Source organism: Paraburkholderia sp. PGU19, assembly GCF_013426915.1.
GTDB lineage: Bacteria > Pseudomonadota > Gammaproteobacteria > Burkholderiales > Burkholderiaceae > Paraburkholderia.
The window spans coordinates 1-23,906 of the sequence record NZ_AP023179.1; the positions used below are offsets into that span (position 1 = coordinate 1).

Consider the following 23,906-nt stretch of genomic DNA (forward strand, 5'->3'; position numbering starts at 1 on the left):
AGCGTCTGGGGCTTTTCCGCCTGGCTGCTTCGGGCCTCGTCGCGTATCCCGCGATCAGAGCGCCGGCGGGACGCGTCGCAAACATAACGATAGCAACTTGATGAACGAATTCTGGCAACACTGTTCCGCATTGCTGGAGCGTGAATTGACGCCCCAGCAGTACGTGACGTGGATCAAACCGTTGGCCCCGGTCGCCTTTGACGCCGATGCGAATACCCTGAGCATCGCAGCGCCGAACCGTTTCAAGCTGGATTGGGTCAAGAGCCAGTTTTCCGGCCGCATCACCGATCTCGCGCGTGACTTCTGGCATTCGCCCGTCGACGTCCAGTTCGTCCTTGATCCCAAAGCCGGCGTGCGTTCGGCGCCCGCCGCGCCGTCGCGGCCATCGCCGGTGGGCGCGCGCAGTGGAGCCGCAGCCGTCGATGCCGCAGTCGGCGCCGTCCACGCGGCGCAGGCCGCGCGCGCGAGCGGCATGGGCGCAGGCGGCACGCTGGCGGGCCTCGGCGCGCACGCGCACGCCGCGCAACTGACCGACGATGCCGCCGACCTCGATCTCCCCAGCCTCGACGCGAACGAAGCGGCAGCCGCACGCCGTACGTGGCGTCCAGGCGCGGCTGCGACGGCCGCGAACGGCGAAAGCGACTCGATGTACGAGCGTTCGAAGCTGAACCCCGTGCTCACCTTCGACAACTTCGTGACCGGCAAGGCGAACCAGCTGGCGCGCGCGGCCGCGATCCAGGTCGCCGACAACCCGGGTATCTCGTACAACCCGCTGTTCCTTTACGGCGGCGTGGGCCTCGGCAAGACTCACCTGATTCACGCGATCGGCAATCAGTTGCTGATGGACAAAGCCGGTGCGCGCATCCGCTACATCCACGCGGAGCAGTACGTGTCGGACGTGGTGAAGGCGTATCAACGCAAGGCATTCGACGACTTCAAGCGCTACTACCATTCGCTCGACCTGCTGCTGATCGACGATATTCAGTTCTTTTCGGGCAAATCCCGCACGCAGGAAGAGTTCTTCTACGCGTTCGAGGCATTGGTTGCGAACAAGGCACAGGTGATCATCACCAGCGATACCTATCCGAAAGAAATCTCAGGTATCGACGACCGTCTGATCTCGCGCTTCGATTCCGGCCTCACCGTCGCAATCGAGCCGCCCGAGCTTGAAATGCGAGTCGCGATTCTGATGCGCAAGGCGCAATCGGAAGGCGTGAATCTGAACGAGGATGTCGCGTTTTTTGTCGCGAAGCATCTGCGCTCGAACGTTCGCGAACTGGAAGGCGCGCTGCGCAAGATTCTCGCGTACTCGAAGTTCCACGGCCGCGAGATCACGATCGAGCTGACCAAGGAAGCACTGAAAGACCTGTTGACGGTACAAAACCGGCAGATTTCGGTGGAAAACATCCAGAAAACGGTCGCCGACTTCTACAGCATCAAGGTCGCCGACATGTATTCGAAGAAGCGTCCGGCCAATATCGCGCGTCCGCGCCAGATTGCGATGTACCTGGCCAAGGAACTGACGCAGAAGAGCCTGCCGGAAATCGGCGAGCTGTTCGGCGGGCGCGACCACACGACGGTGCTGCATGCGGTGCGCAAGATCGCCGACGAGCGCGGCAAGGACGCGCAGCTCAACCACGAGCTTCACGTGCTGGAGCAGACGCTGAAGGGTTGAGACGGGGTTAGGGGGCCAGATCAGGTCGAAGGTTTCCTCGAACCGGTCGGAAAATTCGATCTGTTTATTGCGCAAGCCACCCCCAATTTAGGGAAGTGCTTCCATTTTCAGGCACAATACAGGTTTAACCGTCCGGAAAAAGCGGGCGGGATTCAAATGCCGTGACTGGCGCAGCACCGCGCCGGCGGGGGGCCGGGGCCGCGCGCTTCAATACTGCTGGGCAAGGCGCGCAGGCCGTCACATCAACGAAGGAACTCTATGCAACTGGTCAAGACCGAACGCGATAACCTCCTCAGGCCGCTGCAAACCGTGAGCGGCATTGTCGAACGCCGTCATACGTTGCCGATCCTCGCCAATTTGCTGATTACCAAGAACGGCCCGGACGTCTCGTTCCTGTCCACCGACCTCGAACTGCAAATCACCACGCGCGCTGACTTCGGCGTCGGCGGCGACTCGGTGGCCACGACGGTGGCGGCACGCAAGCTGCTCGACATTCTGCGCGCCATGCCCGACGGGCAAGTCACGCTGACCCTGAACGACAAACGCCTGACGGTCCAGTCCGGCAAAAGCCGTTTCGCATTGCAGACGCTGGCGGCCGACGAGTTCCCGACCGTCGCTCAAGCTAAAGACTTCGGCGCGAACCTCGCGGTTCCCCAGAAAACGTTCCGCCAGTTGCTCGGCATGGTCCATTTCGCGATGGCGCAGCAGGACATCCGTTACTACCTGAACGGCATGCTGCTGGTGGTCGACGGCGATCAGTTGATGGCTGTCGCGACGGACGGTCACCGTCTCGCGTTTTCGTCGATGAAGATCGAAGGGTCGTTCGCGCGTCAGGAAGTCATCATCCCGCGTAAGACGATTCTCGAACTGCAGCGTCTGCTCGAAGACATCGATGATGTCCTCAAGATCGACATCGCGCCCACGCAGGTCAAGTTCACGTTCGGCGGCGTCGAACTGGTTTCGAAGCTGGTCGAAGGCAAGTTCCCCGACTTCCAGCGCGTGATTCCGAAGTCGCACAAGAACACGTTCGTGATCGGCCGCGAAGAGCTGCAACGTTCGCTGCAACGCGCGGCCATTCTGACCTCTGACAAGTTCAAGGGCGTGCGCTGCATCGTCGAGCCGGGTCAGCTGAAGATCATGTCTACCAACGCGGACCAGGAAGAAGCCCAGGAAGAACTCGAAATCCCCTACCAGGGCGACAGCATCGACATCGGTTTCAACGTCACGTACCTGCTCGACGTGCTCGCGAACCTGAAGGTCGATCTGCTGGAAATCAGCCTCGGCGACGCGAGTTCGAGCGCGCTGATCACGATTCCTGAGAACGACGAGTTCAAATACGTGGTGATGCCGATGCGCATCTGACGCGTCCAACACGAAGAACACACCAAGGGGCGCAGCGCCCCTTTGGTGTTTTTATGGTGTTTTGAAAAGCTCCGAGCAGTAACGAAGCAGTAACGCAGATCCGGAAGAAATCCATGACTGAAACGAACAATTCGCAACCCGATAACAGCTACGGCGCCTCGTCCATTCAGATCCTCGAAGGTCTGGAGGCCGTGCGCAAGCGACCGGGTATGTACATCGGCGATACGTCGGACGGGACCGGTCTGCATCACCTCGTGTTCGAGGTGCTCGACAATTCGATCGACGAGGCGCTCGCCGGTCATTGCGACGACATTCAGGTCATCATCCACGCCGACAATTCGATTTCCGTGACCGACAACGGCCGCGGCATCCCGACGGGCATCAAGCGCGACGACAAGCACGATCCGAAGCGCAGCGCCGCTGAAATCGTCATGACCGAGCTGCACGCGGGCGGCAAGTTCGACCAGAACAGCTACAAGGTGTCGGGCGGCCTGCACGGCGTCGGCGTGTCGTGCGTGAACGCGCTGTCGTCGTGGCTGCGCCTGACCGTGCGCCGTGACGGCAAGAAGCACTTCATGGAGTTCCACCGTGGCGTGCCGCAAAACCGTGTGATCGAAGAAGAGGACGGCGAACGCCTGTCGCCGATCCCGGTTGTCGGCGATACGGAAAACCGTGGCACCGAAGTGCATTTCATGGCCGATCTGGAAATCTTCGGCAACGTCGAATATCACTACGACATTCTCGCGAAGCGCATCCGCGAACTCTCGTTCCTGAACAACGGCGTGCGGATTCGTCTCACGGATCAACGCTCTGGCAAGGAAGACGATTTCGCATTTGTGGGTGGCGTGAAGGGCTTCGTCGAGTACATCAACAAGACGAAGACCGTACTGCATCCCACCATTTTCCATGTCGTTGGCGAGAAGGACGGCGTGGGCGTCGAAGTGGCGATGCAGTGGAACGACAGCTACAACGAGAACGTACTGACCTTCACGAACAACATTCCGCAGCGCGACGGCGGTAGCCATTTGACGGGCCTGCGCGCGGCCATGACGCGCGTGATCAACAAGTACATCGTCGACCACGAAATCGCGAAGAAGGCGAAGGTCGAAACGTCTGGCGACGACATGCGCGAAGGGCTGTCGTGCGTGTTGTCGGTGAAGGTGCCCGAGCCGAAGTTCAGTTCGCAGACGAAGGACAAGCTGGTGTCGTCGGAAGTGCGCGCGCCTGTCGAAGAAGTGGTCGCGAAGGCGCTCGAAGAGTTCCTGCTCGAAACGCCGAACGACGCGAAGATCATTTGCGGCAAGATCGTCGATGCCGCGCGTGCTCGCGACGCAGCGCGCAAGGCGCGTGAAATGACGCGACGCAAGGGCGTGCTGGACGGCGTCGGACTGCCGGGCAAGCTGGCGGACTGCCAGGAGAAAGATCCTGCGAAGTCTGAGATTTACATCGTCGAGGGTGATTCGGCTGGCGGATCTGCAAAGCAGGGCCGCGACAGAAAATTCCAGGCCATTCTGCCGCTGCGCGGCAAGGTGCTGAACGTCGAGAAGGCGCGTTACGACAAGCTGCTGTCGTCGGAACAGATCGTCACGCTGATTACGGCGTTGGGCTGCGGCATCGGCAAGGAAGACTACAACCTCGACAAGCTGCGTTATCACCGCATCATCATCATGACCGACGCGGACGTCGACGGCGCGCACATCCGTACGCTGCTGCTGACGTTCTTCTATCGTCAGATGCCGGAGATGATCGAGCGAGGCTATATCTACATTGCGCAGCCGCCCCTGTACAAGGTGAAGGCGGGCAAGGACGAGCGTTACCTGAAGGACACCGCGGAGTTGAATGCACATATGCTGCGTCTGGCTCTGAACGGGTCCGAACTGATCCCGTCAGAAGGCACGACGCCGATTGCGGGCGATGCACTGGGCGAGCTGGCTCGTTCCTATCTGCTGGCGCAGGGAGTCGTGGATCGTCTGAGCCGGTTGTACGACGAAGCGGCACTTGGCGCGGTGATGGATGGCGTGACGATCGATCTGTCGAGCGAGCAGTCGACGCAAGCATCGGCAGGCGCGCTCCAGGACAAGCTGCGTGACGATCCGCTCAAGCCCGAAGTCAACGTGGTCCCGATGTACGATCCGGTGCGCGAACTGCGTTCGCTGCGCGTCGAGCGTCGTCATCACGGCAACGTGAAGGTCTCGGTCATCGACGAAGAATTCCAGCTGACGGCGGACTATCAGCAACTCGTGAACACGGCGAACACGTTCAAGGGGTTGATCGGCGAGGGCGCTGTCATCAAGCGCGGCGAGCGGAGCATGGCTGTCGGCGACTTCAAGAGCGCGATGAAATGGCTGATCGCCGATGCCGAGCGGAATGTTTCGAAGCAGCGCTATAAGGGACTCGGTGAGATGAACCCCGAACAGCTCTGGGAAACGACGATGGACCCGAACGTGCGTCGCTTGTTGCGCGTGCAGATCGAAGATGCGATTGCGGCGGACGGCATCTTTACGACGCTGATGGGTGATGAAGTCGAGCCGCGTCGTGCGTTTATCGAGTCGAATGCGTTGCGGGCGGGGAATATCGACGTTTGAGCGTCCCGAGTCAAATCAGCTAAGCACCAACAAAAACTCCAACCGTCACCGGTTGGAGTTTTTTATTGCCGAAGACGTTTCAAGTCCACTTGCGTGCGTACCGGTCCTTCACGACCTGCGAGACAAAAGTCGACAAACCTTGCCCTGCGACGGCCAGCCGCTTCATCTCCTCGACTTCTCGCTGTCCCGTCGTCGCATAGTCGTACAGATACACGCCACCGTCACGAAACTTCACGGTGATCGCGTCATCCGATACCTCGTACGCCACGACACCCGACTGGCCGCTCAAATCCCGATACCGCTTCATCCTCGCACCCACATCCGACAGCAGCAGAACAACGGAATCGAGCACGAACCATTCCTAAACGACGGGCAAGCAGATATCTGTCAGCAAATTCGCCGGCGCGGTCTCCTTAGGATTATTCAAATACTCCTCGAACACCGGCGCGTCGGCGGCCTCATGTTCCGAATTGACCAGCCACTCGCCGTAAAGCCACTGATAAGCCGACGCCATATCCGCGTAAGGTCCCTTATGCCGCAACACCGCGTACCTGCCACCCTTGATCGACGTGACGCTCACCAGCCCATCACCCGAGACATCGACTGCGCGCGGCAGCCACACGCCCGCCTTCGACCGTAACTCACCCTCGGCCACCGCAGTCGGATCATCGTAGTAAATGCCGATCATCCGCATCTCGTTCGACAGCAGGCCACGGGAAGCCAGCCATCCCATCAGCGTATCGAACGCCTTGCCGATCTGCATATACGGCCCGACGTGATCGACGCTCAGCACGTCGAAGCCCTCGATATCGCGTATCACCACATCTCTCATCGTCATTTGGCACTCTCCTGAATCCGCAAGTGACGGCCGGAACCGGCTGTGCGTCCCGGCCTTCCGATACAGCGCGGGCGGCATGCCGAAGACGGCGCTGAACGTCCGCGTGAACGACTGCAAACTGCTATAGCCGGACCGCTCGGCGATCTCGGCAATCGGCATCGACCCATTCGCGAGAAAGCCCGCCGCGCGATGCAAACGCAACCGGCGTACCGTCGTCGCGACCGTTTCGCCGTACATGGCCTGATAGATCCGATGCCAGTGATACGGCGACAGACACGCAATCCCGGCGAGCCGGTCGATATCCAGCGGCTCGTCGAGGTGATCGTAGATATGGTCGAGCACGCGAGCGAGCCGCGCGGCGTAGCGCGCGCGATGGTCGATATCGTTCATGGCAAGCATTGGAAAAGGATTGATGAAAACACGATAGCACGCGGAGATTTACCAAATCCTGCGGATTTTTCACTGCACTGCCCGTCAATCGCCGCGCATATTCAGCATCTTCTTAACCGCGACCCAACGAAACAAAATCAAACAATCCAAGCTAACTTTTGCCGATTTTCGATAACGCCTCGATTAATGGCTTCCTACCATCGCCAGATGCCGCCGCCAAAAGGACCGCTCCGTGGGCCAATCACGCGGGCCAATCAGCCGGCAACTTCAACAAGGGAGCCTCAGATGAAATCAGAGTCGACAACCCAGCACAAAGGCGCCGTTACGCATCACGAACTGAAGCAGACGCTCGGCACCTGGCAGCTTTGGGGCATCGCCGTCGGCCTCGTGATCTCCGGCGAGTATTTCGGCTGGAGCTACGGTTGGGCGAGCGCCGGCACGCTCGGTTTCGTGATCACCGCGCTGTTCATCGCTGCGATGTACACGACGTTCATTTTCAGCTTCACCGAGCTCACCACGTCGATCCCGCACGCGGGCGGCCCGTTCGCCTATGCGCGCCACGCGTTCGGCCCGACGGGGGGCTACATCGCGGGCGCTGCGACGCTCGTCGAGTTCGTGTTTGCGCCACCCGCGATCGCGCTCGCGATCGGCGCGTATCTGCATGTGCAGTTTCCCGGCCTCGAACCGAAGCACGCGGCGATGGGCGCGTATCTCGTGTTCATGGCGCTGAATATCGTCGGCGTGCAGATCGCGGCGGCGTTCGAGCTGTGCGTGACGCTGCTCGCGATCTTCGAGCTGCTCGTGTTCATGGGCGTCGTGTCGCCGGGCTTCCAGTGGTCGAACTTCACGAAGGGCGGCTGGGCGGGTTCCGACACGTTCAGCATGGGCTCGTTCCACGGCATGTTCGCCGCGATTCCGTTCGCGATCTGGTTCTTCCTCGCGATCGAAGGTGTCGCGATGGCCGCCGAAGAAGCGAAGAATCCGAAGCGCTCCATCCCGATCGCCTACGTGACGGGCATCCTGACGCTCGTCGTGCTGGCCATCGGCGTGATGGTGTTCGCGGGCGCAGCGGGCGACTGGACGAAGCTCTCCAACATCAACGACCCGCTGCCTCAAGCGATGAAATACATCGTCGGCGAAAACAGCGGCTGGATGCATATGCTCGTGTGGCTGGGACTGTTCGGTCTCGTCGCGTCATTCCACGGCATCATCCTCGGCTACTCGCGGCAAATTTTCGCGCTGGCGCGCGCGGGCTACCTGCCCGAATGGCTGTCGAAAGTGCATCCGCGCTTCAAGACCCCGCATCGCGCGATTCTCGCGGGCGGCGTGATCGGCATTGCAGCGATCTATAGCGACGAGCTGATCCAGTTCGGCGGCCAGACGCTGACAGCGAACATCGTGACGATGTCGGTATTTGGCGCTATCGTGATGTACATCATCAGCATGCTCTCGCTTTTCAAGTTGCGCCGCAGCGACCCGAATATGGAGCGTCCGTTCCGCGCGCCGCTGTTTCCGTACTTCCCGGCGTTCGCGCTGGTGGCCGCGGTGATTTCGCTGGCGACGATGATCTACTTCAACCTGCTCGTCGCGCTGGTGTTCGCCGCGTTCCTCGCGCTTGGCTACGGCTACTTCCTGATGACGCGTCATCAACGCGAAGTCGCGCCCGTCGACGCATTGCTCGAAGAATGACCACGCTGTAGAAGCACTGGCGTACCTGCAACAAGCCGCGCAGTAGCTGCGGCGATGGAGTACACGACATGAGCTACACGGAGACAATCGGCAGCCGCACGTACCGTTTTGCCGATCTGAAGACACTAATGGCGAAGGCGAGCCCGCTGCGTTCCGGCGATCAGCTCGCCGGCATCGCGGCGGCGAGCGAGGAAGAGCGCGTCGCCGCGAAGATGGCGCTCGCGGACGTGCCGCTGCGCACGTTCCTGAACGAAGCGCTCGTTCCTTACGAGAGCGACGAAGTTACGCGCCTCGTTGTGGACACGCATTCGTCCGAAGCGTTCGCCGAGATTGCGCATCTGACGGTGGGTGAGTTTCGCAACTGGCTGCTGTCGAGTTCGACGGATACGGCCGCCCTCACGCGCATCACGAAAGGGCTCACGCCCGAGATGGTCGCGGCTGTGTCGAAGCTGATGCGCAATCAGGATCTGATCCTCGCGGCGCGCAAGCGTCCCGTCGTCACGCGCTTTCGCAACACGGTCGGCTTGCCGGGTCACATGTCGGTGCGGCTGCAGCCGAATCATCCGACGGATGACGTGAAGGGCATCGCTGCATCGATGATCGACGGCTTGATGTACGGTTGCGGCGATGCGATGGTCGGCATCAATCCGGCGTCCGACAGTCTTTCGGCGATCACGAAGCTGCTCATGATGATCGACGACTTCCGCACGCGCTATCAGGTGCCGACGCAATCGTGCGTCCTCACGCACGTTACCAACACGATTGCGGCGATCGAGAAGGGTGCGCCCGTCGATCTCGTGTTCCAGTCGATCGCAGGCACCGAGAAGGCGAACGCAGGTTTTGGCATCTCGCTTGCGCTGTTGCAGGAAGCGTATGAAGCGGCGTTGTCGCTAAAGCGGGGCACGGTCGGCAACAACGTGATGTACTTCGAGACGGGGCAGGGCAGTGCGCTGTCGGCGGATGCGCATCATGGCGTCGATCAGCAGACCTGCGAGGTGCGCGCGTACGCCGTCGCGCGCCAGTTCAATCCGTTTCTGGTGAATACCGTAGTCGGCTTTATCGGCCCCGAGTATCTGTACGACGGCAAGCAGATCACGCGCGCGGGTCTCGAAGATCACTTCTGCGGCAAGCTGCTCGGCGTGCCGATGGGCTGCGACATCTGCTACACGAATCACGCGGAAGCCGATCAGGACGACATGGACAATCTGTTGACGCTGCTTGGCGTGGCGGGTATCAACTTCATCATGGGCATTCCCGGCGCGGATGACGTGATGCTGAATTACCAGAGCACGTCGTTCCATGACGCGCTGTATGTGCGCGACGTGCTGGGGTTGCGCCGCGCGCCCGAGTTCGAAGAATGGCTGGAGTCGATGCAGATCACCGATCCGCGCGGTGCGCTGCTCAATGCGCCGACGCGTCAGCCTTTGCTTGAAGGCGCAAGCGAATGGATGGGCATCGCATGAGCGATTCGATCGAAAAGAATGCGTGGCAGGCGTTGCGTGCGTTCACGAATGCGCGCATCGCATTGGGCCGCGCGGGCAACAGTCTGCCGACTGCGCCCCTACTCGCGTTCAATCTCTCGCATGCGCAGGCGCGCGATGCCGTGCATCATCCGCTCGAAGCTGACGTCCTGCATGAACAGTTGCGCGCGCACGGCTTCACGTCGCTCGACGTGCATAGCGCGGCACCGGATCGCGCGCATTATTTGCGGCGTCCGGATATGGGGCGGCGCCTGTCCGATGAGAGCCGCGATGCGCTAAGCAAGGCGGCGACCAATGATGCGCCCGATGTTGTGTTCGTCATAGCCGATGGACTCTCCGCGTTCGCTGCTTCGAAGCAATCGATTCCATTCCTGCAAGCAATCACGAAGCGTCTCACCGACTGGAAGATCGGACCTGTCGTGGTCGCGCGTCAATCGCGTGTCGCGTTGGGCGATGAGATCGGCGAGTTGTTGAAGACGAAGCTCGTCGTGATGCTGATTGGCGAAAGGCCGGGGCTGAGTTCGCCGGATAGTCTCGGTGTCTATCTGACGTACGCGCCGAAAGTGGGATGCAGCGACGCGCAGCGCAATTGCATTTCAAACGTGCGGCCGGAAGGACTCGATTACGAAGCCGCGGCGCACAAGCTGCACTATCTGCTGACGCATGCGCGTCGTCTGGGGGTGACGGGCGTCGGCTTGAAGGACGACAGCGACGCGCTGCTTCAGGCTGACGAAGCGGCGTCCGCTATTGCTGACGCCTCGAAGAAATAGAAAAGTGCCCAGACGCACGCAGCGTTTGGGCACTCGGAACATCGACATCAAACAGCGTCGGCTTTGCTCACCGGGTGCTTTTCGAGCCACGCATTCTCTTCATCGCTGTACAGGCGCGAGCGCGTCAAGAACCGCAGACCCGTCGGCCGCTCCAGTGAAAACATGCCGCCGTTGCCCGGCACGGCATCGATGATCAACTGCGTGTGTTGCCAGTACTCGAATTGCGATTCGCTCATGTAGAACGGCACGCCTGCAATCTCGCCGAGCCTCACATCCGATCCGCCGACCATGAATTCATTCGACGGAAAGCACATCGGCGCGCTGCCGTCGCAACATCCGCCCGACTGATGAAAAATAATCGGACCGTGCTCGGCGCTCAACTGCTGGATCAGCTTGACCGCCGCATCCGTTGCCACGACACGCGCAACGCCTGATTCGCTCATCGCGCTTCCTCTTTTGGCTTGTTCCGCTGGGAAAAAAGGGCGAACCGCATCGCGCGATCCGCCCAACAGGAGCACTACGCTCAGAAGAAGCCCAACGGTTTGTCGCTATAGCTGACCAGCAGATTCTTCGTTTGCTGGTAGTGATCGAGCATCATCTTGTGATTCTCGCGTCCGATGCCCGACTGCTTGTAGCCGCCGAACGCCGCATGCGCCGGGTACGCGTGGTAGCAATTCGTCCACACGCGGCCCGCCTGGATCTCGCGACCGAAGCGATAGGCGCGCGTGCCGTCGCGCGTCCAGACGCCGGCGCCAAGGCCATACAGCGTGTCATTGGCGATTTCCAGCGCTTCTTCTTCGTTCTTGAACGTCGTGACGGAAACGACGGGGCCGAAGATTTCTTCCTGGAAGATGCGCATCTTGTTGTGACCGCGGAACACGGTCGGCTTCACGTAATAGCCCTTCGAGAGTTCGCCGTCGAGCTTGTTCTGCTCGCCGCCGATCAGGCATTCCGCGCCTTCCTGCTTGCCGAGATCGATGTACGACAGGATCTTTTCGAGTTGCTCCTGCGAGGCCTGTGCGCCGATCATCGTCTTCGAGTCGAGCGGGTGTCCCTGCTGGATGGCGGCGACGCGCTTCACCGCGCGCTCCATGAAGCGGTCGTAAATCGATTCTTCGACCAGCACGCGCGACGGGCAGGTGCAGACTTCGCCCTGGTTCAGCGCGAACATCGCGAAGCCTTCGAGCGCCTTGTCGAAGAAGCTGTCGTCCTTGTCGAGCACGTCGGCGAAGAAGATGTTCGGGCTCTTGCCGCCGAGCTCCAGCGTCACGGGAATGATGTTCTGGCTCGCGTACTGCATGATCAGACGGCCTGTCGTCGTTTCGCCCGTGAAGGCGATCTTCGCGATGCGCTTGTTCGACGCGAGCGGCTTGCCCGCTTCGAGACCGAATCCATTGACGACGTTCAGCACGCCCGCCGGCAGCAGATCCTGAATCAGTTCGAGCATCACGAGGATCGAAGCGGGCGTCTGTTCAGCGGGCTTCAGCACGACGCAATTGCCTGCCGCGAGCGCGGGCGCGAGCTTCCACGTGGCCATCAGGATCGGGAAGTTCCACGGAATGATCTGACCGACCACGCCGAGCGGCTCATGAAAGTGATATGCGACCGTGTCGTGATCGATCTCCGAAATGCCGCCTTCCTGCGCGCGCACGGTGCCCGCGAAATAGCGGAAGTGATCGATTGCGAGGGGAATGTCGGCTGCCATCGTTTCGCGTAGCGGCTTGCCGTTGTCGATCGTCTCCGCGACGGCGAGACGCTGCAGGTTCGCCTCCATGCGGTCGGCGATCTTGTTGAGGATGTTGGCGCGCTCGGTGGTCGATGTTTTGCCCCAGGCGGCCTTCGCGCGATGCGCGGCGTCGAGGGCGAGTTCGATGTCGGCTTCGCGCGAACGCGGAATCGACGTGAACGGTTCGCCCGTAATCGGCGAGATGTTGTCGAAGTACTCGCCGCCAACCGGCTTGACCCATTCTCCGCCGATGAAATTCGCGTACTGCTTCTTGAACGGGAACTCGGTTGTCAGAAACTTCATCTCTGCGTGATTCATCTGTGTGCTCCTCACATGATCGGACGTCGATGTATTCGATTGGATATATCACCCGGCTTGGCGCTATTCCGCTGCCGCGTGTGCTTATCGCCAGAAGCGTGCCAACGTGAGTGCGAGGTTGGACAATGCCGGTGCACGCAGCACTGTCGCGATGCAGGTCGTTTTTCGAGCGCGGTTGAGCATCTGGATGACGTTGCATCCATGAGCAGTTCGAAACGCGAGTGTTCACCGAATGAACAGGGCGGCGTGCTACACCGGCGCACAGTGTGGTGATTCGATCGGCATGGGACTTGCGTCGCTTTGCGCTCATTAGTTCAATGTCACATGCAGGTGCATGTTCATCATCGACGCCCCATATGACGACCAATCTTTCTTCTCCATTGCCGCGAACGGCTGCCTGCCGGTTCGAAACGAGCGTCGCGCACGATGCCGATGAGCAGGCGCGCAATCTTCACGGCTGGACGCAGACCTACGACCAGCTGACGGCAGGCCGCTTCGTCGGGAGGTTGACGGGCTTGCATCTCGACGACATGCACGTGTTCTGCGAGACGACCAGCCAGACGCTGCGGCAGACCTGCGAAGTGCCGCCCGACGCCTGCTGGTTCGGCATTCCCGCCGACGATCAGCGTATCGGCCGCATCGGCCCGCAACCGATCGGCGGCGACTCGCTCGCCTTTCAGCGCGGCGGCGTCGAATTCGAACTGCTGACGCCCGGCGGCTACGCGATCTTCGGCGTGGTCGTGCGCGGCGAGGCGCTGCGTCGGCATGCGGAATCCGTCGAGCACGCTGATCTGATCGGCCGGGCCGCGAACGGCCAGGCTGCGCACACAGGCATCATTCCCATCGATACACACAACAAGGCGCGCTTCTGCGCGCTCCTCGCCGGCGTGCTCGACGACGCGGCCAACGCCGCGCTGTCGGATCGCGCGCGGCACAATCTGCAAGCGTCGGTGCTTTCTTCGCTGTTCGATCTGTGCGCGACGACATCGCTTGAACCCGTCGCGATTCCTGCGCGTCCGCGCAGGCAGTGGATCGTTTCCGAGGCGCGCGAATACGTGCTCTCGAATCGCGACCGTCCGATCGGTGTGCCGGAACTGTGCGAGCATCTGCACGTCAGCCGCCGCACGCTGCAATACTGCTTTCAGGATGTGCTGGGCCTTGCGCCCGCGAGCTATCTGCGCGCGATCCGTCTGAACGGCGCGCGCCGCGACCTGTGCGGTGCGGCGCCCGGCGAGCGAACGGTGCAGGACGTCGCGGCTGCGTGGGGCTTCTGGCATCTGAGCCAGTTCGCCACTGACTATCGCAAGCTTTTCGGCGTGCGTCCCTCCGAAACGCTGAAAACCGTCCACGCTCCGGCCAGCGCGCTGCTGGCTCACTAACGCCTGATTGGCTGGCCGCTTTTGCGCATCCGCTAGAATTGCGGGATGCGCGGCCCTGTCTCGCCGCCCGACCCACCATCCTCATCGACGAAACGACGCGCGCACCGGCCTGTCTGAAAGTGTCCACAGCGACCTGTGGATAACCGGAAGGACAGCGGGGCAGAACTCGTGTGGAATCGATGTGGACGTAAACGGGGTAACTCGACGCTCGCGCACGAGCGGAAAAAGTTGTTCATCGAACTTCATCCGGTACGCACATTGACCACATACGGTTATGCGTCCGGCAAAACGCTGATTCGTTTCGGTAAACCTGTGTTATCCACAGAAAAGCAGTTCGCTTGTTAACTGTTACTACGTATACATACAGGTAAACCTATTATCAAAAGGCCTCTGCGCGCACGAAGACGTCGCGCGGACGACTCAAGCTGGAGATCACCGTGTTTACTTGCATCAACCAGAGCTGCGGCGCGCAGTGGGAACTGTCCGACGTCGTCATCAAGAACGAAGGGCAAGGTTTGCTGTTTCGCTGCCCGATGTGCGGCGCGCGCAACTATGTCGAACGATTCGATGCCGACGACGGCACGATCGTCTACGAGCAGATCGAAGGTCGCCCGTACAACTAAGCCAGTATCGACATCGACATGACAACAAAAGCTCGTCCCTTCAGCGAACTGCCGCTTTCCGAAGCGGTACTCGCGAATCTCGCGCAACTCGGCTACGTCGAGATGACGCCCATTCAGGCCGCCAGCTTGCCGATCGCGCTCGCCGGCCAGGATCTGATCGCGCAGGCGAAAACGGGCAGCGGCAAGACCGCGGCGTTTTCGCTCGCATTGCTGGCGCGGCTCGACGCGCGCAGCTACTCGGTGCAAGCCATGGTGCTGTGCCCGACGCGCGAACTCGCCGATCAGGTCACGCAGGAAATCCGGCGCCTCGCGCGCGCCGAAGAGAACATCAAGGTGCTGACGCTGTGTGGCGGCACACCGATGCGTCCGCAAACCGCCAGTCTCGAGCACGGCGCGCATATCGTCGTCGGCACGCCTGGGCGCATCATGGACCATCTGGAGCGCGGCAGCCTGTCCCTCGACGCGCTCAACACGCTCGTGCTCGACGAAGCGGACCGCATGCTCGATATGGGTTTCTTCGACGATATCGCGAAGGTCGCACGTCAATGTCCGAAAGAGCGGCAGACGCTGCTGTTCTCGGCGACATATCCCGAGGGCATCGCGAAGCTGAGCCAGCAGTTCTTGCGCAACCCGAAGGACGTCAAGCTCGAAGAACGGCACGACGACAGCAAGATCCGCCAGCGCTTCTACGAAGTGACGGAAGACGAACGGCTGCACGCCGTCGGCCTGTTGCTGAATCACTACCGTCCCGTGAGCACGATCGCTTTCTGCAACACGAAGAACCAGTGCCGCGATCTGCTCGACGTGCTGCGCGCGCAAGGTTTCCATGCGCTCGCACTGCATGGCGAGCTCGATCAGCGGGAGCGCGATCAGGTGCTGATCCAGTTTGCGAATCGTAGCTGTTCGGTGCTCGTCGCAACCGACGTCGCCGCGCGCGGTCTCGACATCGCGCAACTGGAAGCTGTGATCAACGTCGACGTGACGCCGGACCCGGAAGTACACGTACACCGCATCGGCCGTACAGGTCGCGCGGATCAGGAAGGGTGGGCGTTGAGCCTCTCGAGCATGAACGAGATGGGACGCGTGGGCGGCATCGAAGAGGCGCAAGGGCGCGATGTCGAATGGCATCCGTTGGCCGAACTGAAGGCGGCGAACGACGAGCCGCTGCTGCCGCCCATGGAGACGCTGCAGATTCTCGGCGGCCGCAAGGAAAAGATCCGTCCCGGCGATGTGCTGGGCGCGCTGACGGGCGAAGCCGGTTTCAACGGTACGCAGATCGGCAAGATCAATGTGACGGAGTTTTCGACTTATGTGGCCGTCGAGCGCGGCATCGCACGTGATGCGTTGCGCAAACTCAGTGCGGGCAAGGTTAAAGGCAAGAAGGTGAAAGTGCGTTTGATGGACGAGTGAGCCGCGTCTTCGCCTTTTGCGAGAAAAACGTCAGACGAATAAGCGAAAGACGAAGGCATCACTCCTTTTCATGGCGGCGGGATTGCCCCGCCGTCATTTGCATGTCGCATTGCCGCAGAAGGGCACGCACGCTTGCGCCGATCCTCCGCCTCGCCTCCGATTGCCGCGCGCATGAGCGAAACGCATGCCGCGCATGACAAAGTTTCGATTGTTCTCATTCGTGCGTTGTTGCCTAATCGTTCAAACTGAACGGGACCGACGCGTGATGCGTGGCCCGCCGATTTGCAGCGAGGAGGAGGAAACTCATGCAGAGCGCTTTGCAAGCCCGCTCGAAATTGCCGGACGTCGGCACGACGATTTTCACGGTGATCGGTCAACTGGCCGCCGAACACAATGCGCTGAACCTGTCACAGGGCGCGCCGAATTTTTCGCCCGACGAAGCGCTCGTCGACGGCGTGACCAAAGCCATGCGCGCCGGTCACAACCAGTACGCGCCGATGGCGGGCATCGGCGCATTGCGCGCGGCGCTCGCCGCGAAGGTCGAAACGCTGTATGGCGTGCACTACGATCCGTCGACGGAAGTGACTGTGATCGCCAGCGCCAGCGAAGGCCTGTATTCGACGATCAGCGCGCTCGTGCATCCCGGCGACGAGGTGATCTACTTCGAGCCGTCGTTCGACAGCTATGCGCCCATCGTGCGCCTGCAAGGCGCGAAGCCTATCCCGATCAAACTGTCTTCCACTGATTTCCGCGTGAACTGGGACGAGGTGTCCGCGGCGATCACGCCGAAAACGCGGATGATCATCGTCAACACGCCGCACAATCCGACCGCCACGATTTTCAGCGATGCCGATATCGAGCGCCTGAAAGCTGTCACGCGCAACACGGATATCGTGATTCTTTCCGACGAAGTGTATGAGCACGTCGTGTTCGACGGTGCGAAGCACCACAGCATGGCGTGTCATCGCGAGCTGGCGGAACGCAGCGTGATCGTGTCGTCGTTCGGCAAGTCGTATCACGTGACGGGCTGGCGCGTCGGTTATTGCCTCGCGCCCGCTGCGCTGATGGACGAGATCCGCAAGGTCCATCAGTTCATGGTGTTTTCCGCCGATACGCCGATGCAGTACGCGTTCGTCGAAGCGCTGTCGAATCCGCAAAGCTATCTGGGCCTGTCCGCGTTCTATCAGCACAAGCGTGATCTGCTGACACGCGAGCTGAGCGAGTCGCGCTTCGAGCTGTTGCCGAGCGAGGGCAGCTTTTTCATGCTCGCGCGTTTTCGCGGCTTCTCGGATGAAAGCGACAGCGACTTCGTGCTGCGGCTGATCCGCGATGCGAAGGTCGCGACCATTCCGCTGTCGGCGTTCTATACGGACGGCACGGATTCCGGCCTGATTCGCCTGAGCTTTTCGAAGGACGACGAGACGCTGATCGAAGGCGCGCGCCGTTTGCGTTCAATCTGAGGAACACGCAATGATGCAGGAATCGATCAAGGCAGCCGTGGTGCAGTTGAGCAGCAGCGCGGACGTCCAGCAAAATCTTGGCGAAGCGCGTCGCTGGGTACATCAGGCCGCGCGCGATGGCGCCACGCTCATCTGCCTGCCCGAATACTTTTGCTGGATCGGCGACGATGAAATGCAGCGCGTGGCCCTTGCCGAAGCATTCGGCGATGGTCCGATTCAACAGGCGCTTTCCGAACTCGCGCGCGAGACGGGCGCGTGGCTGATCGGTGGCACGGTGCCGATCCGGCCGTTGCATGGGCCGCAGGCCGGCACGCATGCGTACAACACGTCGCTCGTGTTCGATCCTTCGGGACAATGCTCGGCGCGTTATGACAAGATCCATCTGTTCAGCTTCAATCAGGGCGCCGAGCAGCATGCCGAAGGCGACACAATGGTCGGTGGCGACAGCGTCGGCACAGCGCAAGGTCCGTTCGGCACGCTGCGTCTGTCGGTATGTTACGACTTGCGCTTTCCCGAACTGTATCGCGCGGGACCCAGCGCCGATGTGATCGCTGTGCCCGCCGCTTTCACGTACACCACAGGCCTCGCGCATTGGGAACTGCTGTTGCGCGCACGAGCCGTCGAGAACCAGGCTTTCGTGCTTGCGTCTGGCCAGTGCGGCACCCACTCGAACGGCTGGCGGACTTTTGGCCACAGTATGATCGTCGGGCCGTGGGGCGAAGTGCTCGCGCGGCATGACGACGAACCCGGCATCGCGCTCGCGACGCTGACACAAAGCGCGCTCGATGAAGCGCGCAACCGCCTGCCGGTGCTCACGCATCGGCGCATCGCCACGCCGTCTGACGTGCGTTGAACCGCATTGAACATAAGGGGAAGGAGATCGATATGAAACTTGTGAAGAATCTGCTGATGCTGGCGTGCGCGTTCGCATCGGTGGCAACGGCGTCGGCGATGGCCGCCGATGCGACGTCGCTGCGCTATGGCCTCGAGGCGCAATATCCGCCGTTTGAATCGAAGGGCTCGAATGGCGAGTTGCAGGGCTTCGATATCGATGTCGGCAATGCGGTCTGCAAGACGGCGAACCTGAAATGCAGCTGGGTCGAAACGTCGTTCGACGGCTTGATCCCTGCGCTGCAGGGCCGCAAGTTCGACGCGATCAACTCGGCGATGAACGCGACGGAAAAGCGCCGCCAGGCAATCGACTTCACCAACGTGATCTACCGCGTGCCGACGCAACTGATCGCGCGCAAGGATAGCGGGCTGCAACCGACGCCCGAGTCGCTGAAAGGCAAGCGCGTCGGCGTGTTGCAGGCGTCGATCCAGGAAACGTATGCGAAGGCGCACTGGGAAAACGCTGGCGTCACCGTCGTGCCGTATCAGGATCAGAACCAGGTGTACGCGGATCTCGTCGCTGGTCGACTCGATGCGACGCTGGTGCTCGCGCCGGCGGGTCAGACGGGCTTCCTGTCGCGTCCTGACGGCAAGGACTTCGCGTTCGTCGGCCAGGCGGTGCGCGACGACAAGATTCTCGGCAGCGGTGTCGCGTTCGGCATTCGCAAGGGTGACACGGCGCTGCGCAATCAGTTGAACGCGGCGATCTCCAAAGTGCAGGCAGACGGCACGGTCAAGACGCTCGCGGAAAAATACTTCGGCAATATCGACGTTTCGGCCAAGTAAACAACTTCGCTGCATCGCGCAACGCGCCGCATGACTCACGTCATGCGGCGCGTTTCTTTTTGTCTAACGTCTGATGAATCAATCGTCGAAAGCGGATGGAATAAAGCCTGCAACGATCCTGTTAGCGCAGCAAGAGCCCGATATTTGCACGACCGACGATCATGTCCCACACCCATTCACCGTCCGACAAGCCGCTTACCGAAGCGGACATGCAGGCATTCGCCGACGGCAATCTGCCGCCGGATCGGGCGGCGCGCGTGCGGAAATATCTCGGCGCGCGACCCGGCGAGGCCGATCGGATCGCGTTCTACCGACAGTTGAACATGCAGATGCGCAGCGCATTTGAAGGCGCGCTTCCGCAAGGCATTCAGGCGCCGGGTGTTGATCGAAAGCGGACCGTCGATATACCGTCGGCGATGCGCAGGTTCCTTGTGCGGCGCATCAGCGTCGCACTGCTCGGCATCGCGCTGGTCGTTCTGTCCGTGAGCGGCTGGTTTTTTGCGTCGCGCGTATCGCCGGAAATGCTCGACGGCGCGGCCGTCATGGCGCTGATGCGCGATTCGGGTCAGCTAACCGGCGCTGCGCCGGAGGCTGTGCTCTACGATCCGCACTCGGTCGATCTGTCGCCGTTAGGGCTGAAGCTGGTTGCGACGAAGACGCGTCATCCGAACGCGTTGGCGAACATCGACATACTCGATTACCGCAATGCCGATGGCGAAGCTGTCGTGTTGCTTTCGAGCGCAGCGCCATTCGCGACCGACCAGCCGCACTGGGCGGCGCAGCGCATCGGCGAGGTGCGGCTGCTGTCGTGGACGGTGAAAGGCCGGCGCTACGTGCTCGCCGGAAAGGCAACGACACACGGTCTGATGCGCGCTGCTGACGCGCTGACGATCCGTTAGCAAATGCACGGCTTGTCGATTCGCACGTGCTTTTGCGGTTTCCGCGAAACAAGCGGAATAAAATACAGCAGGTTGTGTTCTCTGCTTCAAGAGGCGACGCGCGCGGCGGAATGCGCGCCAAGCGATATTTGATAGGTAGAGCAAATGGACATCCGTAACGAGTTGATGGACCACGTGCCGCGATTGCGCCGCTATGCGCGCGCGCTGATCAGCAATCGCGATCTCGCGGACGATCTCGTGCAGGACACACTCGAACGCGCGCTCACGCGTACGAAAATGTTCGAGGCGGGAACCGATCTGCGCGCATGGCTTTTCACGATCATGCACAACGTGTTCGTCAATCAGGTGCGCAAGTCGTCGTCGCGCGCTGTTCACGTTTCGGTGGACGACGAGAGCATTGTCGAAAGCGAATTTGCGGTGTCGGGTGAGCAGACGCGTTCGCTCGAAGTGCGCGATCTCGATTACGCATTGCAGCGTCTGCCCGCCGATCAGCGCGAAGTCGTCTTGCTGGTTGGGCTAGAAGAAATGAGTTATGCCGAAGTTGCGATTGCACTCGACATCCCCGTCGGTACCGTGATGTCGAGGCTCTCGCGTGGACGCGAGCGCTTGCGCGCATTGATGGCGGGCGCACAGCCCGGCGCGAAACTGAAGGTGGTGCGATGAGCGATCAACAGACTCCCATCAGCGAAGAAGACATTCATGCGTACGTGGACGGCACGCTGTCCGACGATCGCCGTGAACAGGTAGAGCGGGCAATCGAACAGAATCCCGCGCTGGCGGCGCGCGTGAGCGATTACTTTTCGCTGAACAACATGTTTCATGAGCGCTATGACCGCGTGCTGAACGAGCCCGTGCCTGCGCGTTTGCGTATGCCGGAGAAGCGTCGCTGGCTCAGCGCGGCGAACTGGCCGCAATTTGCGGGTATGGCAGCGGCGCTGGTGATGGGCATTGGCATTGGCGTCGGCACGAACATGGGCAAGGATGTGGCTGCGCCGTGGGCGAGTGCGCCGTCGGTAACCGCGAGTACGCGGCCCGTGAGTGCGGATGCTTCAGAATTGTTCGCGCAGAAGGCCGCGTTGGCGCATGTCGTCTATATGCCTACCGTCAATCGTCCCGCGCAGATCGGCCAGGACCACGAGCAGGATTTCGTGCAGTACCTTGCGAACAAACTTGGCACCGATGTGCATCCGCCGATGCTCACGAAAAGCGGATTCGAGCTCGCGGGCGGCCGTATATTGCCCGGCGACGACGGGCCCGTTGCGCAGTTCATGTATCACAACGCGAACGGCGAGCGCGTGACGCTTTGTATTTCTCATCGCAAGGTGAATGCGAATACGACGGCGTTCAAGCTTTATCAGGAAGGGCCGGTGAACGTTTTTTATTGGGTCGATGGCGATTTTGGCTATGCGGTGTCGGGCGGTATCGATCGCAAGGTGATGTTGCAGATTGCGCACGATGTGTATGCGCAGTTGACGGGGGCGACGCCGGGTTGATGTTGGCGGTGCTTTGACGTTGAGCGGCTGCATCTTCGGGTGTGGCCGCTTTTGTTTTTGCTTTGATAGTTAGCTATCCGTATTTATTTTTTGTGTCGTGACGGGAATAGATTGCAGCATCGCGTGGTTCGTCATTGTGCGTACCGCACGTTTTCAAAGGAGTTTGAAATGAAGATGCTCGCATTGCTGGCTGTCGCCGTCGCTGCACTCGGTTCGATGAATGTCTTCGCGCAAGGCAAGACGCGCGCAGAGGTGTATCAGGAATTGATCGAGGCGCAGCAGAATGGATTGAACTTCGTCACGGATGCTTCGTATCCCGATGTCAGTCCGGCGTTTCAAGGCACGGTCGAATATCTGAAGAAGCAGGCGCTTGCCAAAGCGGAAAGAGCGAACAAGATGGCCAAGGCGGCTTCGGATGCGGCAGTGCCGGGGAATTGAAGTTGTTGGGCGCGCGGCGGGGAAAACAAAAAGGCCGGTCAGCTTTCGCTTGACCGGCCTTCGAATTCTTTGGTGGGGCGTGAGTGACTCGAACACTCGACCTACGGATTAAGAGTCCGCTGCTCTACCAACTGAGCTAACGCCCCCAACAGAAGCGAAATTATGCAGGAGTTTTTCTTGCTTGGCAAGCGTATCTCGCAAATCTCTTAAAAAAAGATTCCGCGGCAAGCCTCGCCAGGAAGGACGGGACGGCCACTATCCACCGAAAGCACTATCGAAGCGCACGGGCGTTCGTCCCGGTATCATGTCGCGACACCATGCCGTGCGGCCTTCCGCGCGGCCCCAACGGGAAATCATGATGGACGAAACCGAAGTCCGGGAACTGCTCGATCGCGTGCTCGCGCCATGGGTACGCGCACTTTCGCTCACGCCCGTCAAAGTCGACGATGAAAGCGCGACGCTGCGCTTGCCGTTTTCCGGCGAGCTGCGGCACAGCGGCGGCGTGATCTGCGGGCAAGTCTTCATGGCAGCCGCCGATACGGCGATGGTAGTCGCCATTTCAGCGGCGCTCGGCGGGTTCAAACCGATGACCACCGTTTCGCTGAACATCAGCTTCATGCGCGCCGTTCGCAAAGGCGACGTGGTCATCACGGCGCGCGTGCTGCGCATGGGCCGCAATCTGGTGTTCGGTGAAGTCGAGCTGACCGACGACGACGGCAAGATGGCCGTCCACGCCACCACCACCTACGCGCTGCTCAACTGAGCGCGCCTGTCGACGGTGCGAACCGCGCCGCGGCAATCGAAGGAAGCAACGGATGTTCGATCAGGTCGTATTCGCCGGCGGCGGCAATCGCTGCTGGTGGCAAGCAGGATTCTGGGACGTGGTCCAGCCGGAACTGGCTATCAAGCCGCGCGTCATCACGGGCATTTCTGCGGGCGCGGCCACGGCCTGCATGCTCTACACGCGCGACGCCGATTGGGTGATGCGCTATTACGAGACCGCGCTGCGCAACAACACGAAGAACGCGTACTGGGGCAATCTGCTGCGCGGCGAATCGGTGTTTCCGCATTACCGGATCTACCGGCAGGCGTTGCTCGATATCTACGGCGAAAAGTTTGCGCAACTGGCGAAGGCGCCGGAAATCCGCATCGGCGTGTCGCACGTGCCGCGCTGGCTGGGCGCGCGAAGCGCCGTCGCGGCCGGACTGATCGCCTACAACATCGAAAAATACATCCGCAAGACGCTGCACCCGACGCTCGGCCAGTCGCTCGGCTTTCATCCGGAATTCGTTCGCGCGCAGGATTGCGCGAGCGTCGAAGAACTCGCGGACCTGATTCTCCAGTCATCGTGTACGCCGCCGTTCACGCCTGTCCTGCGGCGTAATGGGCGTCCCGTGCTGGATGGCGGGATGGTCGACAATGTGCCCGTCGGCGCGCTCGATCCGACGCCCGGCAATGTGCTGGTGATGGTGACGCGGATCTATCCGCGTCCGCAGATGTTCGTCGTGCCGCATGGCACGCAACAGCGGCTGTACGTGCAGCCGTCGCGCAAGGTGCCGATCTCTAGCTGGGATTACACGAGTCCGTCGCAGATGCAGCACGCATACAACCTCGGCCGTATGGACGGCGAGCAGTTTCTACAACGCGTGCCTGAACTGCTCGAGGCCGCCGCGCACGACTGAAAGGCGTACTT

Annotated in this window: 22 protein-coding genes and 1 tRNA gene; 18 read left to right on the plus strand and 5 right to left on the minus strand. The window is 60.9% G+C overall.

The annotated features are described in order from the left end of the window. Positions 1 to 100: 100 nt before the first annotated feature. From dnaA to gyrB, 3 genes are all read left to right on the plus strand, one after another. Positions 101 to 1,675 (plus strand): chromosomal replication initiator protein DnaA, encoded by a 1,575-nt coding sequence (dnaA, locus tag H1204_RS00005; RefSeq protein WP_243468531.1) that lies wholly within the window; start codon positions 101 to 103, stop codon positions 1,673 to 1,675. Between the two features lie 258 nt (positions 1,676 to 1,933). Then, positions 1,934 to 3,037 carry a DNA polymerase III subunit beta gene (gene dnaN, locus H1204_RS00010; protein ID WP_007581912.1) on the plus strand — a complete coding sequence of 368 codons (1,104 nt, stop codon included), beginning with the start codon at positions 1,934 to 1,936 and terminating at the stop codon, positions 3,035 to 3,037. A 113-nt stretch (positions 3,038 to 3,150) separates the two neighbouring features. After that, positions 3,151 to 5,622: a DNA topoisomerase (ATP-hydrolyzing) subunit B gene (gyrB, locus tag H1204_RS00015; protein WP_180729292.1), complete on the plus strand. Its 2,472-nt coding sequence runs from the start codon at positions 3,151 to 3,153 to the stop codon at positions 5,620 to 5,622. 79 nt (positions 5,623 to 5,701) lie between these two features. Here gyrB and H1204_RS00020 read toward each other — a convergent pair whose 3' ends face one another. Both H1204_RS00020 and H1204_RS00025 read right to left on the minus strand, forming a co-directional pair. Continuing rightward, positions 5,702 to 5,929: a hypothetical protein gene (locus H1204_RS00020; RefSeq protein WP_180730816.1), complete on the minus strand. Its 228-nt coding sequence runs from the start codon at positions 5,927 to 5,929 to the stop codon at positions 5,702 to 5,704. Positions 5,930 to 5,983: 54 nt separating this feature from the next. Further along, positions 5,984 to 6,850 carry an AraC family transcriptional regulator gene (locus tag H1204_RS00025; protein ID WP_180729293.1) on the minus strand — a complete coding sequence of 289 codons (867 nt, stop codon included), beginning with the start codon at positions 6,848 to 6,850 and terminating at the stop codon, positions 5,984 to 5,986. Between the two features lie 285 nt (positions 6,851 to 7,135). Here H1204_RS00025 and eat point away from each other — a divergent pair, with 285 nt between their 5' ends. The 3 genes from eat to eutC all read left to right on the plus strand — a co-directional run bounded on the left by eat (position 7,136) and on the right by eutC (position 10,790). Beyond that, positions 7,136 to 8,539: an ethanolamine permease gene (gene eat, locus H1204_RS00030; protein WP_180729294.1), complete on the plus strand. Its 1,404-nt coding sequence runs from the start codon at positions 7,136 to 7,138 to the stop codon at positions 8,537 to 8,539. Between the two features lie 68 nt (positions 8,540 to 8,607). Beyond that, on the plus strand, positions 8,608 to 10,002 hold the full coding sequence (locus H1204_RS00035; protein ID WP_180729295.1) for an ethanolamine ammonia-lyase subunit EutB: 1,395 nt from the start codon (positions 8,608 to 8,610) through the stop codon (positions 10,000 to 10,002). After that, positions 9,999 to 10,790, plus strand: a complete 792-nt coding sequence (gene eutC / locus H1204_RS00040; RefSeq protein ID WP_180729296.1) for an ethanolamine ammonia-lyase subunit EutC — start codon at positions 9,999 to 10,001, stop codon at positions 10,788 to 10,790. Before H1204_RS00035 ends, eutC begins: the two co-directional genes overlap by 4 nt. A 47-nt stretch (positions 10,791 to 10,837) precedes the next feature. Here eutC and H1204_RS00045 read toward each other — a convergent pair whose 3' ends face one another. Beyond that, the gene (locus H1204_RS00045; protein ID WP_180729297.1) at positions 10,838 to 11,233 is read right to left on the minus strand and encodes a DUF779 domain-containing protein; all 396 of its coding nucleotides are present in this window, start codon (positions 11,231 to 11,233) and stop codon (positions 10,838 to 10,840) included. 80 nt (positions 11,234 to 11,313) lie between these two features. After that, positions 11,314 to 12,834, minus strand: coding sequence for an aldehyde dehydrogenase (adh, locus tag H1204_RS00050; protein ID WP_180729298.1), 1,521 nt, complete (start codon positions 12,832 to 12,834; stop codon positions 11,314 to 11,316). A gap of 356 nt (positions 12,835 to 13,190) precedes the next feature. Between adh and H1204_RS00055 the strand changes: the two genes are divergently transcribed. The 10 genes from H1204_RS00055 (at position 13,191) to H1204_RS00100 (ending at position 22,213) form a co-directional block, all read left to right on the plus strand. Continuing rightward, entirely contained in the window at positions 13,191 to 14,213 is a 1,023-nt protein-coding gene (locus H1204_RS00055; protein ID WP_180729299.1) for a helix-turn-helix domain-containing protein, read from the plus strand. Between the two features lie 437 nt (positions 14,214 to 14,650). Then, positions 14,651 to 14,836 (plus strand): hypothetical protein, encoded by a 186-nt coding sequence (locus tag H1204_RS00060; RefSeq protein WP_007581925.1) that lies wholly within the window; start codon positions 14,651 to 14,653, stop codon positions 14,834 to 14,836. A gap of 18 nt (positions 14,837 to 14,854) precedes the next feature. Continuing rightward, a complete protein-coding gene (gene dbpA / locus H1204_RS00065; RefSeq protein WP_180729300.1) occupies positions 14,855 to 16,246 on the plus strand; it encodes an ATP-dependent RNA helicase DbpA in 1,392 nt (463 codons plus the stop codon). 305 nt (positions 16,247 to 16,551) lie between these two features. Further along, on the plus strand, positions 16,552 to 17,706 hold the full coding sequence (locus H1204_RS00070) for a pyridoxal phosphate-dependent aminotransferase (RefSeq protein WP_180729301.1): 1,155 nt from the start codon (positions 16,552 to 16,554) through the stop codon (positions 17,704 to 17,706). Between the two features lie 10 nt (positions 17,707 to 17,716). Further along, a complete protein-coding gene (locus H1204_RS00075) occupies positions 17,717 to 18,559 on the plus strand; it encodes a carbon-nitrogen hydrolase family protein (protein ID WP_180729302.1) in 843 nt (280 codons plus the stop codon). A gap of 32 nt (positions 18,560 to 18,591) precedes the next feature. Then, entirely contained in the window at positions 18,592 to 19,383 is a 792-nt protein-coding gene (locus H1204_RS00080; RefSeq protein ID WP_042305159.1) for an ABC transporter substrate-binding protein, read from the plus strand. Positions 19,384 to 19,544: 161 nt separating this feature from the next. Further along, positions 19,545 to 20,282: an anti-sigma factor gene (locus H1204_RS00085; protein ID WP_180729303.1), complete on the plus strand. Its 738-nt coding sequence runs from the start codon at positions 19,545 to 19,547 to the stop codon at positions 20,280 to 20,282. A gap of 144 nt (positions 20,283 to 20,426) precedes the next feature. Next, the gene (locus H1204_RS00090; protein WP_007581935.1) at positions 20,427 to 20,945 is read left to right on the plus strand and encodes an RNA polymerase sigma factor; all 519 of its coding nucleotides are present in this window, start codon (positions 20,427 to 20,429) and stop codon (positions 20,943 to 20,945) included. Next, positions 20,942 to 21,775, plus strand: a complete 834-nt coding sequence (locus H1204_RS00095; RefSeq protein WP_180729304.1) for an anti-sigma factor — start codon at positions 20,942 to 20,944, stop codon at positions 21,773 to 21,775. The genes H1204_RS00090 and H1204_RS00095 overlap by 4 nt, the downstream gene beginning before the upstream one ends. 168 nt (positions 21,776 to 21,943) lie before the next feature. Then, entirely contained in the window at positions 21,944 to 22,213 is a 270-nt protein-coding gene (locus tag H1204_RS00100) for a DUF4148 domain-containing protein (protein ID WP_180729305.1), read from the plus strand. 70 nt (positions 22,214 to 22,283) lie between these two features. Here H1204_RS00100 and H1204_RS00105 read toward each other — a convergent pair. Then, positions 22,284 to 22,359, minus strand: a tRNA-Lys gene (locus H1204_RS00105). Positions 22,360 to 22,571: 212 nt separating this feature from the next. On the opposite strand from H1204_RS00105, the gene H1204_RS00110 reads away from it, so the two are divergent. Then, entirely contained in the window at positions 22,572 to 22,976 is a 405-nt protein-coding gene (locus H1204_RS00110; protein WP_035987232.1) for a PaaI family thioesterase, read from the plus strand. A gap of 52 nt (positions 22,977 to 23,028) precedes the next feature. Next, positions 23,029 to 23,895 carry a patatin-like phospholipase family protein gene (locus tag H1204_RS00115; protein ID WP_180729306.1) on the plus strand — a complete coding sequence of 289 codons (867 nt, stop codon included), beginning with the start codon at positions 23,029 to 23,031 and terminating at the stop codon, positions 23,893 to 23,895. Positions 23,896 to 23,906 lie beyond the last annotated feature (11 nt).

Bases quoted from the DNA above. Each gene is read 5' to 3' on its own strand.
- dnaA (WP_243468531.1), top strand. From the start codon at position 101: ATGAACGAATTCTGGCAACACTGTTCCGCATTGCTGGAGCGTGAATTG.
- dnaN (WP_007581912.1), top strand. From the start codon at position 1,934: ATGCAACTGGTCAAGACCGAACGCGATAACCTCCTCAGGCCGCTGCAA.
- gyrB (WP_180729292.1), top strand. From the start codon at position 3,151: ATGACTGAAACGAACAATTCGCAACCCGATAACAGCTACGGCGCCTCG.
- H1204_RS00020 (WP_180730816.1), bottom strand. From the start codon at position 5,929: ATGAAGCGGTATCGGGATTTGAGCGGCCAGTCGGGTGTCGTGGCGTAC.
- H1204_RS00025 (WP_180729293.1), bottom strand. From the start codon at position 6,850: ATGAACGATATCGACCATCGCGCGCGCTACGCCGCGCGGCTCGCTCGC.
- eat (WP_180729294.1), top strand. From the start codon at position 7,136: ATGAAATCAGAGTCGACAACCCAGCACAAAGGCGCCGTTACGCATCAC.
- H1204_RS00035 (WP_180729295.1), top strand. From the start codon at position 8,608: ATGAGCTACACGGAGACAATCGGCAGCCGCACGTACCGTTTTGCCGAT.
- eutC (WP_180729296.1), top strand. From the start codon at position 9,999: ATGAGCGATTCGATCGAAAAGAATGCGTGGCAGGCGTTGCGTGCGTTC.
- H1204_RS00045 (WP_180729297.1), bottom strand. From the start codon at position 11,233: ATGAGCGAATCAGGCGTTGCGCGTGTCGTGGCAACGGATGCGGCGGTC.
- adh (WP_180729298.1), bottom strand. From the start codon at position 12,834: ATGAATCACGCAGAGATGAAGTTTCTGACAACCGAGTTCCCGTTCAAG.
- H1204_RS00055 (WP_180729299.1), top strand. From the start codon at position 13,191: ATGACGACCAATCTTTCTTCTCCATTGCCGCGAACGGCTGCCTGCCGG.
- dbpA (WP_180729300.1), top strand. From the start codon at position 14,855: ATGACAACAAAAGCTCGTCCCTTCAGCGAACTGCCGCTTTCCGAAGCG.
- H1204_RS00070 (WP_180729301.1), top strand. From the start codon at position 16,552: ATGCAGAGCGCTTTGCAAGCCCGCTCGAAATTGCCGGACGTCGGCACG.
- H1204_RS00075 (WP_180729302.1), top strand. From the start codon at position 17,717: ATGATGCAGGAATCGATCAAGGCAGCCGTGGTGCAGTTGAGCAGCAGC.
- H1204_RS00080 (WP_042305159.1), top strand. From the start codon at position 18,592: ATGAAACTTGTGAAGAATCTGCTGATGCTGGCGTGCGCGTTCGCATCG.
- H1204_RS00085 (WP_180729303.1), top strand. From the start codon at position 19,545: ATGTCCCACACCCATTCACCGTCCGACAAGCCGCTTACCGAAGCGGAC.
- H1204_RS00090 (WP_007581935.1), top strand. From the start codon at position 20,427: ATGGACATCCGTAACGAGTTGATGGACCACGTGCCGCGATTGCGCCGC.
- H1204_RS00095 (WP_180729304.1), top strand. From the start codon at position 20,942: ATGAGCGATCAACAGACTCCCATCAGCGAAGAAGACATTCATGCGTAC.
- H1204_RS00100 (WP_180729305.1), top strand. From the start codon at position 21,944: ATGAAGATGCTCGCATTGCTGGCTGTCGCCGTCGCTGCACTCGGTTCG.
- H1204_RS00110 (WP_035987232.1), top strand. From the start codon at position 22,572: ATGGACGAAACCGAAGTCCGGGAACTGCTCGATCGCGTGCTCGCGCCA.
- H1204_RS00115 (WP_180729306.1), top strand. From the start codon at position 23,029: ATGTTCGATCAGGTCGTATTCGCCGGCGGCGGCAATCGCTGCTGGTGG.